We start from the raw sequence: 11,780 nt of genomic DNA on the forward strand, positions 1-11,780 counted from the left end.
TTATGAAAAAGCTCTTTTTATCAATGTCTTTGGCAGTGTCACTTTTGGCATATGCTCAAGGAGAAAATAACAATTGGTATTTTGGATATTATGTAGGAATTAATTTTTCAGGGAGTACTCCTCAGTTTGTAAATGGCAGTGCCATGAGTAATTTAAATTCATCGGCGACAGTAAGCGATAGTAGCGGAAATTTGTTGTTTTATAGTGATGGGAATGAGGTCTGGAACAGGGAGCATCAGATGATGCCTAATGGGCTTATTGAGCATAGTGGGCCTCAGCTTGCTACTGTAAAGCATCCTACAAATCCTAATTTATATTATATTTTTGCAGCAACCTGGATGTATACTGGTATAATCCGGTATTCAGTAGTGGATATGTCTTTAGGTGGTTTAGGATCAAATGGGCAGCCTTTGGGTGATGTCGTGCAGAATCTTATAAAAGTTCCTGTTTTAGATGGCCAGGGAAATGAAATTAATGATGCGAGAGCAGTAACAGTTGTTCCACACGCAGATGGTAATTCTTATTGGGTTTTAGTAACTAATGGGAAGAAATTATACGCCTATCGCCTAAGCAGCTCAGGATTAAGTACAACACCTGTGGTGAATGATTTAGGTACTTCAGGTTTTTTTACCGGTTATGACGGAATTTCTATGAAGGCCTCTCCTGAGATAAAGACTTCATGTAATTATTCACACTTTATATGTATAAACAATTCCAATCCCGGTACAAAAGAAAACGAAGGAATGGTGCGCTCTTTTGATAATTTTTCAGGATTGTTAACTACAGATTACAATTTGTCTATTGCCGGAATAGATGCTTTTAATGCCGAATTCAATCAATATGCTAATATACTGTACGTGAGTGGTTATTATGGAGTTGGGAATACTACTACCTTCTATGCTGTAGACCTGCTCAATTCTACGAATTCCAATGTGTTATACACGCCAATTTATAACGGAATGTGGGGAACAAATGGTTTAGGTTATCCCAGTACTATCCAAAGGAACTCAAAAGGAGATATTTATTTTCATATGGTTGGCTATAATGCAGGACGCAGCCTGAGCCAAATAGTAAATCCCGATGTTTATGGGCAAAGCTCAATTAATCTTAATGTCCTGAATTATCCTAGTGGTATGATTTATGTGGGAGCTTCCAACAGCTTTCCTCAATTACTTCCTACACTTTCAAAAAGAACGGGTACTTGTGTTATGTCATATGATTTAACTACTGCAGAGGTGCATAATATACCTTATACCTATCATGCAAGTAATACCATTACTACACAGCTCAATTATAAAGTGAATTCAGCTCAGAATATTACTATGAAGGCCGGGAATAGTATTAATCTTCTTCCTAATACTTATATAGAGAACGGAGCTCAATATGTAGCGGGAATAGAAGATTGCAGATGCTCGGGAGGTGAGGTTGAGGCAAAAAGTCAAAACCTAAAAGATAATATGCGTCTGAATTTAAGGAATATACAATCCGATAAAACAGATGGTAAGAAGGAGCTTATTACAAAAGTGAAGTTATTCCCGAATCCTGCCTCGGATATTCTAAATATTATCACTTCTTCGGATATTAAAAATGTTTCTGTTTTAGATATATCAGGAAAAGTAATCAATGTAAAGCTAGACGGCAATAAGATTGATATAAAGAATTTGCCGTCAGGAAATTATATTCTTAGCATAGAAACAAAAGAAGGAAAAACCAGTCAGAAATTTATTAAAAAATAATACCTGATAAACCTTCCTATTAGTAAACGCTCCAATTGGGGCGTTTTTTTGTTGAAAATCAATTATGAAAAGTATAAGTACTCTTTTGTTAAACCAAATTATTCAAAAGGCATAAGTGAATTTATTAATTAATTTATTATTTTTTATGGAATTTAATAAGTAAGTGATATGGTTTTTGGTTTTTTATTGATTGTTTTATAAACTTTCTCATTTTAAATTTGGAATAGAATATAGGTGTACTTAAACTTGTTGTAAAATAAAAAATTATGATGAGAAAAATTTTACTATTGAGTGCATTTCTAGGTTTAACTTTATTAAATGCACAGACAGTCGTGTTTCAAGAAACGTTTGATACCGCTGCTGGATGGACCGTAATTGATAGAGACGGGGATACAAGGAACTGGGGGCTTTATACAGGAAGTGCAACTTCTGATGGCTGGGGATTTTCTGGGAATGTTGCAGGTTCAGCATCGTGGTTACCAGCACCTGTGGGAGCATTGACTCCTGATAATTTATTAATTTCACCAGCAATAACACTTCCTGCAACTGGGACTTTATCATTGAGTTTTCTAGTAGGATCTTCTGATTCTCAGGCTTTTGCAGAACATTACGCAGCTTATGTGTTGCCAAGTAGTGCTACAGCATTTACAGGTACTGAAACTCCTTTGATTGAAGGAACTGTAACAGCGGGTAGAACAGCAATAGCTAAAACGGCAACGATTCCTAGTAATCTGGCTGGCCAGAGTGTAAAACTCTATGTTAGACATTTTAATACTAATGATCAAAACCTTTTGATAGTAGACAATATTAAAATTACGCAAACAGGAACACTAGGCACTGCTGAAAATAAGATATCTAAGGTTGAGACCTCTCTATATCCTAATCCTGTATCCGATGTTCTTACGATTAAATCTAAAGAAAAAGTAAACAAAGTGGAAGTTTATGATATCAGCGGAAGAAAAGTAGTTGCAGATCTAGACGGAGATAAAGTAAATGTAAGAAACCTGAATGCAGGAAGCTATATCATTAATATTGAAACGAAAGAGGGTAAAACGACAGAGAAATTTATAAAAAAATAATACCTGATAAATCTTAGTATCAGTGAACGCTCCAATTGGAGCGTTTTTGTTATTTTAGAGCATTAAATTTTTTATGCTATGTCAGAAAATAAAACAGCTTATATAACAGGAGGAACTAAAGGAATAGGCTTTGGGATTGCGAAAATATTGCTGGAAAATGGTATCTCGGTGGCATTTTCAGGAAGAAAAAGAGATGATGTTCTGAAAGCTGAAGAAGAGCTTAAGCAGTATTCTGAAAATGTGTTAGGGATTGTTTCTGATGTAAGGAGCTTTGAAAGCGAACAGGAAGCTATACAATATGTTTTAGAAAAATTCGGAAGACTGGACTTTGTTATTGCCAATGCCGGATTAGGTATTTTTAAGCCTGTAGATGAGCTGACAGCTCAAGAATGGAATGATATGATAGAAACCAATCTCACCGGTGTTTTCTATACCTTAAAAGCTTCTGTTGAAGAACTGAAAAAGACAGAAGGTTATTATATTACCATTTCAAGTTTGGCAGGAGCTAACTTTTTTGAAAATGGAGCTGGCTATAATGCTTCCAAATTTGGAGTCGTAGGATTTACCCAGGCAGCAATGATTGATTTAAGAAAATATAATATTAAATCTACCGTCATTATGCCCGGATCAGTGGCCACTCATTTTAATGGAAATACACCATCCGAAAAAGACAGCTGGAAGATTCAGCCTGAAGATATGGGAAATCTTATATTGGATATTTTAAAGATGAATCCTAGGGTTTTGCCTAGTAAAATAGAGTTTAGAGCAACAAAACCAGGAAAGTAAATACTTCTAATGTATTGAATAATAATTTAGTAAGTATTATGCATGCATAATATATTTTTTATTTATATTAGCAAAAATTAATTCAAACAAAATCTCTGCATAAACCGTTGCTGGTTTTGTGCATAAAAGGGAAAAAATAAAATAGTACACATGAAAATATTAGTTTGTATTAGTAGTGTTCCGGATACTACTTCGAAGATTAACTTTACAGCAGATAAATCTGCTTTCGACAAAAACGGAATTCAGTGGGTAATTAACCCTTTAGATGAATTTGCGTTAACAAAAGCGGTTAAGCTTCAGGAATCTCAAGGAGCTACTGTAACTGTAATTAACGTAGGAGACGCTGCTACAGAACCGGTAATCAGAAAAGCTCTGGCGATTGGTGCAAATGATGCTGTAAGAGTAAACCTTGATCCTAAAGATAGCTATTCTACAGCGAAAGAAATCGCTGCTGTAGCTCAAAACGGAGGATATGACCTTATCCTTTGCGGGAAAGAATCTATCGACTATAACGGTGGTTCAGTTCCGGGAATGGTTGCTCAATTGCTCAACCAGCCTTTCGTTAACGCGTCAGTAGGATTAGACGTTAATGGAAGCGAAGCAACTGCTATAAGAGAAATTGAAGGTGGAAAAGAAACTATTTCTGTAAAACTACCGGCAATTATTGCAGGTCAGAAAGGATTAGTAGATGAAAAAGACCTTATCATTCCAAATATGAGAGGAATTATGTCTGCAAGAACAAAACCTTTACAGGTAGTAGAACCTACTTCTTCTGAAGTGAAAGTTCAGGGAGTATCTTATGATAGCGTTCCTCCAAGAGCTGCTGTAAAAATGGTTTCTCCAGACAATCTAGATGAATTGGTAAGATTACTTCACGAAGAAGCTAAGGTAATCTAAAAATTGGGATATGGAAATCAGAAGAAAATACCCAATCTTATCTCTGAATCCAATCTTTTAATCCTTTAATTTTTTAATCTTTAAATTATTTAAAAAATGGCAGTATTCGTATACGCAGAAAATATAAACGGAGTTTACAAAAAAGCAGCTTTTGAAGCAGTGTCTTATGCTAAAGCTGTTGCTGATAAAGCTGGCGATACAGTGACAGCAATCACCGTGAACCCTACCGATTCTTCAGATTTATTATACAAATATGGAGCATCTAATGTAATCAATATCAAAGACGAAGGTCTTAAGAGCTTTTCAGCAAAAGCATATGCTCAGGCTGTAAGTGAAGTATTAGACGGAAACATTATCGTTTTCCCCCATACTACCGATGCTTCTTCAATTGCTCCAATGCTTGCAGTAATGAAGAACTATTCTTTACTTACTAACGCTTTGGAAGCCCCTGAAAGCCTTTCACCTTTCCAGGTAAAAAGAAAAGCATTCTCAGGAAAAGGATTTATGCATGCAAAGGCTGAAGGAAACGGAGTTATTGTTACTGTTTCCCAAAATGCTTTCGGAGTAAAAGAAAATGCAGTATCCGGTTCAGAAGAAGTGAAGAACCTTTCAGTAGCTAATGAAGATACTAAAGTGATCTCTCACGAGCAGAGTTCAGGAAAATTAGACCTTAAAGAAGCTGAAGTTGTAGTTTCTGCAGGAAGAGGTATGAAAGGACCTGAGAACTGGGGAATGATTGAAGAACTGGCTAATGTTTTAGGAGCTGCTACAGCATGTTCTAAGCCTGTTTCTGATATCGGATGGAGACCTCACACAGAGCACGTAGGACAAACAGGTAAAGCTATTGCACCTAATCTTTACATTGCCGTAGGGATTTCGGGAGCTATCCAGCACCTGGCGGGAGTAAACTCTTCAAAAACTATTGTTGTCATCAACAGTGATGCTGAAGCACCTTTCTTCAAGTCTGCAGACTATGGAGTAGTAGGAGACGCTTTTCAGATTATCCCTGCATTAACAGAGAAAATCAAAGCAATAAAAGGATAAAAATGAATGGAAAATAAACCAGTGAGCTCTGCTTGTTAATGTTAATAATTCACTTGCAAAGTAAACCTGACTATTGACCATTGATTGTCATACACAATACAATAAAAGCTCGGCTTCCGGGCTTTTATTTTTGTGTGAAAAAGTAAAATCACAATAAAAAATTAATCTATATTTGTAGCTATGGATTATAAGCAGCTAATTATTCGCGGAATATCGTATAGTCAGACCCAATCGGGGGCTTACGCATTGTTATTGGAGCATGAAGAAACACACATAAAATTACCTGTTGTTATAGGAAATTTCGAAGCCCAGTCCATTTCTTTAGGACTGGAGAAAGATATTCATCCGCCACGTCCTCTTACCCATGACTTATTCACAAAATTTATAGTTTCTGCCAATTATGAATTGGTTTCTGTCATTATTTATCAAATTGTAGACGGTGTTTTCTTTTCAAACATCAACTTTAAAAGTAAAACTACCGAGGAAGAATTAATCCTCGATGCCAGAACTTCTGATGCTGTTGCAATGGCAGTAAGATTTGATGCGCCTATTTTTACGACCCAACAGGTCTTAAATGAAGCCGGAATTTTACTGGAACTGGAAGATGTAGCAAAAGAAGAGCAGGGCTTTTCAGAAACTGTGCAGAATGAAGACAATTTAACATCTCTTTCTATGGAGGAGCTTCAGAAATTATTGGAGGATGCCGTTAGAGAAGAAGATTATGATACTGCTCTTGAGATTCAGGAAGAAATTAAGAGGAGGAAAAAGAAAATTGATTAAAAGAGATACTTTATATAAACTATGAATTTAAAATTACGACTGACCATCCTCAGCTTTCTCCAGTTTTTTGTCTGGGGAGCATGGCTGATTACGATGGCTAACTTCTGGTTTGGCACAAAACATTGGGAAGGAACACAGTTTGGAGCTGTCTTCGGAACAATGGGAATTGCTTCCATATTTATGCCTACCATTACTGGGATTATTGCTGACCGTTGGGTAAACGCCGAGCGTATTTTCTCAGTTTTGCATATCCTTTACGGGGCTATTCTTTTCATTTTGCCACATTCTGCTGACCCTAATTCTTTCTTTTCGGTGATGCTCGTGGCAATGTGTTTTTATATGCCTACCATTGCCCTTGCCAACTCTATTTCCTACACTATCCTTAAAAACAATAATTTGGATGTAGTAAAAGATTTTCCACCAATCCGTGTATGGGGAACTATTGGTTTTATTGTGGCTATGTGGATTACAAACCTTACTGGGAATAAAGCAACCGAAGGACAGTTTTATATCGGGGGAGCAATAGCAATCGTCTTAGGAATCTATGCCCTTACGTTACCAAAATGTCCCCCACAAAAATTAATAGACAAAACAGCTCCGTTATCTGAGCAATTAGGGCTTAATGCATTTAAGCTGTTTGGAAACTATAAAATGGCATTGTTCTTTTTATTTTCAATGCTTTTGGGAGCAGCGCTTCAGTTGACCAATGCATATGGAGATGTCTTTTTAAGTGAATTTGCCCACTTTCCAAAATATGCAGATTCATTTGTAGTACAAAGGTCTACCATTATTATGTCTATTTCCCAGGTTTCAGAAACCCTGTTTATTTTGGCAATACCTTTCTTTCTGAAGAAATTTGGAATTAAGAAAGTAATGTTGATGTCTATGCTGGCATGGGTATTAAGATTTGGATTCTTTGCATACGGTGTTCCGGATGGTTATGGATTATCGTTAATCATTCTTTCCTGTATTGTATACGGAATGGCTTTTGACTTCTTTAATATTTCAGGATCTCTTTTTGTGGAGACTACTACAGATAAGAATATCCGATCTTCAGCTCAGGGATTATTTATGATGATGACCAATGGTTTTGGAGCTGTTTTTGGAAGCTATATTGCAGGATGGGCTATAGATAAGTTCTTTACCCATAAGTTTACCACTGCTACAGATCTTTCTGCGTACTTAGATACAACAGCAGATAATCCTACTTTCTTAGAGATTTTAAAAACAAGTTTTAATGCGGTAGTGAATGCTGATGGAACTCTTTCTTCAGTGGTCATGGTGAAAGACTGGCAGCAGATATGGCTTTCTTTTGCTATTTATTCCCTGGTTCTTGCTGTGTTCTTTGCCATTCTGTTTAGACATAAGCACAATCCGGAAGATCTGTCTTCAATAAAGCATTAATTCAATTAATCATAAAAATAAAAAATTGCGCTTTTGTCATGAATGTGCAATTTTTTATTATGGACCTTTTAGGTAATAAGTTTAGTCTCCATAAATTGCAAATGGGGGCATAAAAAACAGATGATAAATCATAATTTGAATTTTTGTATTTGTTAATATATGCCTTATTTATTTGTGAAATCAATATTTTTGATAAGGATTATTTGTTATTAATTATTATTTTTATATGAATGTTCTGTTTTTGAAATACATCATTTGGAAATGTGTTTTTTTTCGTATTTTGGCACTTTAGTAAATATGAAAAACATTCAGTTATTAGGACTATTATTAGTGGTTATAGGAAGCTTTTTACCTTTGGTACATGTACCTATTATCGGAAATTGGAACTATTGGAAACTTGACCATTATTTAGCCATTACATGTTGGCTTTTGGCAGCATGTGCCGTCTTTGGAATCGTAAATAACAATACGAAAATCGTAAGATTTTTTGGTATTCTGCTGATCCTATTTTTTATATTCACATTGATAGCAGTAAAAATGCAGTCGTTGGATTATTTCAGCTTTTTACCTTTTAAATCATGGAGAGAAACCTTTGCAGGAGTAGTAAAACTGAAATGGGGCTGGGTAGTAGAGTTTCTGGGAGCTTTACTAATGATTGCCGGAGGAAGCAATAAAAAAGTAAATAATAGAACACAGATATGAGACTTTTAAAATTTTTTTCGGTAATGATGGTATTACTGGGTATTTCGCAGGTTAAAGCTCAGAGGTTTGAACTGAAAAAACCGGATAACCCGGCCAAATGTTCCAGTATAAAAGAAGGAAGATTTGTTCGCGTAGATTATCCTGCCGGAATTTGGAATATGACCATTAAAGATAATGTTCAAACGGAATATTTTAATAATGGTAAAGACTATATAAAATCATCGCTTGTTTTTTTGAATGACTGTAGTTATAAAGCCATAGTCATAGAGAAAACAGCTCTAAATGATCGCATAAAGGTGGGTGATGTCTTCAGCAATACCATTACGAAGACTCAGGACAACTATTTACAAATACAGACACGTATCGGGAACTCTCAGATAGAGCTGATATATGCAAAAGCAAAATCAAAATAAAATTATACACATGAAAGAAGTATTCATTGTTTCCGCAGTAAGAACTCCGATGGGGAGTTTTATGGGAAGCTTATCAACCATTCCGGCTACAAAGCTGGGAGTCGCTGCCGTAAAAGGGGCATTAGATAAAATTGGTCTTGATCCTGATAATGTTCAGGAAATCTATATGGGGAATGTACTGCAGGCAGGAGAAGGTCAGGCACCGGCTCGTCAGGTAGCTATTGGAGCAGGTCTTTCAGTACATACACCTTCTACTACTGTAAATAAAGTTTGTGCTTCAGGAATGAAAGCTGTAACAATGGCTGCACAGGCTATTAAAGCAGGTGATGCAGAGGTAATTGTTGCAGGTGGTATGGAAAATATGTCCTTAGTACCTCATTACTATAATGCAAGAGTCGCTGCAAAACTGGGTGATATCAAAATGCTCGATGGTATGGTTCTGGATGGCCTTACAGACGTATACAATAAAGTACACATGGGAGTATGTGCAGAAAAATGCGCTGCTGACTATAATATTACAAGAGAAGAACAGGATAATTTTGCGGTGGAATCTTATAAAAGATCAGCTAAAGCCTGGAGCGAAGGAAAATTCAATGACGAAATCGTACCGGTTTCTATTCCTCAGAGAAAAGGAGAACCTGTCATCTTTGCAGAAGATGAAGAATATAAAGCGGTAAACTTCGACAGAATTTCAACGCTTCCTACTGTATTCAAGAAAGAAGATGGGACGGTAACAGCTGCTAATGCTTCTACATTAAATGATGGTGCTTCAGCTTTAATTCTTGTTTCTAAAGAGAAAATGGAAGAACTAGGGCTTACACCTTTAGCAAAAATCGTTTCTTATGCTGATGCAGCACATGAGCCTGAAAACTTTACAACAGCTCCTTCAAAAGCATTACCTATTGCTCTTAAGAAAGCAGGATTGGAAGTTTCAGATATTGATTTTTTCGAATTTAATGAAGCTTTCTCTGTAGTAGGGCTGGCTAACAATAAAATTTTAGGACTAGATGCTTCTAAAGTAAACGTAAATGGTGGTGCTGTTGCACTGGGACACCCACTGGGAAGTTCTGGTTCAAGAATTATCGTTACATTGATCAACGTATTGAAGCAAAATAATGCAAAATATGGTGCCGCAGCTATCTGTAATGGTGGTGGTGGTGCTTCTGCAATCGTGATTGAGAATATCTAATATTCTGTCTGATAATACATTACCATTAAGGAATGGATAATTTTTTTAAAAACTTATTCATTTCTTAATGGTTTTTCTATTTTTGTGCTACTAATATTTAACTGAAATGTCTGAAACTGAGAATCGACAGCCTAAAAACATAAAAAATAATCCGAAGATTATGAAAGCCTGGGCAGTATATGACTGGGCGAATTCTGTATACTCTCTGGTTATTACCTCCACTATTTTTCCTATCTATTATTCTATTCTTACCACTGCGTATGAAAAGAAGGAATATGTAACGGAAACAAAAAAATGGATTGATGTTCCGGTAAGGCACATGATCAAAATTTTTGGAGAAGAATATCAACCGGATGCTGTGTATGGATACTCTTTAACAATATCATTTTTTGTAGTGGTATTGCTTTCTCCATTTTTATCTTCATTAGCAGATACCATTGGAAATAAAAAATCATTCCTGCAGTTCTTCTGCTATCTTGGGGCTACCTCATGTATGGGATTAGCTATGTTTACAGGAATGCACAACGTATTTCTGGGCCTTCTTTTCAGTATAACCGCCAGTATAGGGTTCTGGGGAAGTTTGGTCTTCTATAACTCATTTCTGCCGGATATTGCCACACAAGATAAACAGGATGCCCTTTCTGCAAAAGGATATGTGTATGGGTATCTTGGTTCCGTAGTTTTGGTGGTAATTTGTTTAATACTGATCCAGGTTTTTGCAAAAGGAGCAGCTCAACAATTATTATTTACTAGAATAAGCTTCTTGCTGACCGGAGCATGGTGGTTTGGTTTCTCTCAGTACACGTTCAAACATCTTCCTCAATTTGGAGATGTGAAAGATAAATTACCTAAAGACCTTGTCTTGTTAAACTATAAAAATATCTTTAAAAAGCATGAAGAGCAGGGAGGTTTTTTCGAGGTATTAAAAGACAATATGAGCTTTTATAAAGATATTGCCAAAGAAAGTTTTCATGAATTGTTTAAAGTGGGGGGAGTCCTTTTTAAAGACAGAAACCTTAAATTCTTTTTATCAAGTTTCTTCTTTTACAGCGTAGGGATGCAGACTATTTTCCTGATGGCAACTTTATTTGGGAAAAGTGAAATCAACCTGGCACAGGATAAATTGATCGGTACACTGTTGGTGATTCAGATTGAAGCTATTATAGGAGCTGTAATATTCTCAAGGCTATCCAAAAGAATTGGTAATAAAAATGTAATTTCCATTGCTATCGTATTATGGATTGTAGCCTGTTTGTGGGCCTATTTCCTAAATAAAGAAAATCCTACAGTGGAATATCAGTTCTATGGTGTTGCCGCAGTAGTAGGATTGGTAATGGGTGGTCTTCAGGCTATGTCCAGATCTACCTACTCAAAACTGCTTCCGGTAGACTCTATGGAGAATACCACTTATTTCAGCTTTTATGATGTGTTGGAGAAAATTGCGATTATTATCGGTACATTTATCTTTGCGACTCTTATTGAGCATTTCAATAATATGCGTATCGCTGCTCTATCAATGACTGTGTTTTTTGGAGCAGGGCTCGTATTGATACGATTCCTGAAGGTTAAAATGCGAACAGACAGAGATACTTTATAAAAACATAAAAGACGTTAATTTTAACGTCTTTTTTCTATATAATTTAATTTACTGCATACTATATTTTAGAATATTATTAGAAATTAGCATTTATTTTTCACTATGTTTTGATTTTTTTTGTTTATTTGCTGAGTGAATAAAATTATCAAAATC

At 35.9% G+C, this 11,780-nt stretch carries 11 protein-coding genes; all 11 read left to right on the top strand.

Features of this window, described 5'->3' with window-relative positions; genetic code table 11:
• The first annotated feature begins 2 nt into the window (after positions 1-2).
• The 11 genes from LQV47_RS07175 (at position 3) to LQV47_RS07225 (ending at position 11,627) form a co-directional block, all read left to right on the top strand.
• Positions 3-1,736 carry a T9SS type A sorting domain-containing protein gene (locus LQV47_RS07175; RefSeq protein ID WP_230035322.1) on the top strand — a complete coding sequence of 578 codons (1,734 nt, stop codon included), beginning with the start codon at positions 3-5 and terminating at the stop codon, positions 1,734-1,736.
• Positions 1,737-2,023: 287 nt separating this feature from the next.
• A complete protein-coding gene (locus LQV47_RS07180; protein WP_230035324.1) occupies positions 2,024-2,815 on the top strand; it encodes a T9SS type A sorting domain-containing protein in 792 nt (263 codons plus the stop codon).
• Positions 2,816-2,893: 78 nt separating this feature from the next.
• Positions 2,894-3,601, top strand: a complete 708-nt coding sequence (locus LQV47_RS07185; RefSeq protein ID WP_230035326.1) for an SDR family oxidoreductase — start codon at positions 2,894-2,896, stop codon at positions 3,599-3,601.
• Positions 3,602-3,751: 150 nt separating this feature from the next.
• Entirely contained in the window at positions 3,752-4,498 is a 747-nt protein-coding gene (locus LQV47_RS07190) for an electron transfer flavoprotein subunit beta/FixA family protein (protein WP_047494853.1), read from the top strand.
• Positions 4,499-4,594: 96 nt separating this feature from the next.
• Positions 4,595-5,542 (top strand): electron transfer flavoprotein subunit alpha/FixB family protein, encoded by a 948-nt coding sequence (locus tag LQV47_RS07195; protein ID WP_230035327.1) that lies wholly within the window; start codon positions 4,595-4,597, stop codon positions 5,540-5,542.
• Positions 5,543-5,722: 180 nt separating this feature from the next.
• Positions 5,723-6,322 (top strand): bifunctional nuclease family protein, encoded by a 600-nt coding sequence (locus LQV47_RS07200; RefSeq protein WP_230035329.1) that lies wholly within the window; start codon positions 5,723-5,725, stop codon positions 6,320-6,322.
• Positions 6,323-6,343: 21 nt separating this feature from the next.
• Positions 6,344-7,726 (top strand): nucleoside permease, encoded by a 1,383-nt coding sequence (locus tag LQV47_RS07205; protein WP_230035331.1) that lies wholly within the window; start codon positions 6,344-6,346, stop codon positions 7,724-7,726.
• 297 nt (positions 7,727-8,023) lie between these two features.
• Positions 8,024-8,428, top strand: a complete 405-nt coding sequence (locus LQV47_RS07210) for a hypothetical protein (protein WP_230035333.1) — start codon at positions 8,024-8,026, stop codon at positions 8,426-8,428.
• A 23-nt stretch (positions 8,429-8,451) separates the two neighbouring features.
• Positions 8,452-8,841 (top strand): hypothetical protein, encoded by a 390-nt coding sequence (locus tag LQV47_RS07215; protein WP_230035334.1) that lies wholly within the window; start codon positions 8,452-8,454, stop codon positions 8,839-8,841.
• A 10-nt stretch (positions 8,842-8,851) separates the two neighbouring features.
• Positions 8,852-10,030 carry a thiolase family protein gene (locus LQV47_RS07220; RefSeq protein ID WP_230035336.1) on the top strand — a complete coding sequence of 393 codons (1,179 nt, stop codon included), beginning with the start codon at positions 8,852-8,854 and terminating at the stop codon, positions 10,028-10,030.
• A 106-nt stretch (positions 10,031-10,136) separates the two neighbouring features.
• The gene (locus LQV47_RS07225; protein ID WP_230035338.1) at positions 10,137-11,627 is read left to right on the top strand and encodes an MFS transporter; all 1,491 of its coding nucleotides are present in this window, start codon (positions 10,137-10,139) and stop codon (positions 11,625-11,627) included.
• Positions 11,628-11,780 lie beyond the last annotated feature (153 nt).

Source organism: Chryseobacterium sp. Bi04 (genome assembly GCF_918698085.1).
Classification (GTDB): Bacteria; Bacteroidota; Bacteroidia; order Flavobacteriales; family Weeksellaceae; genus Chryseobacterium.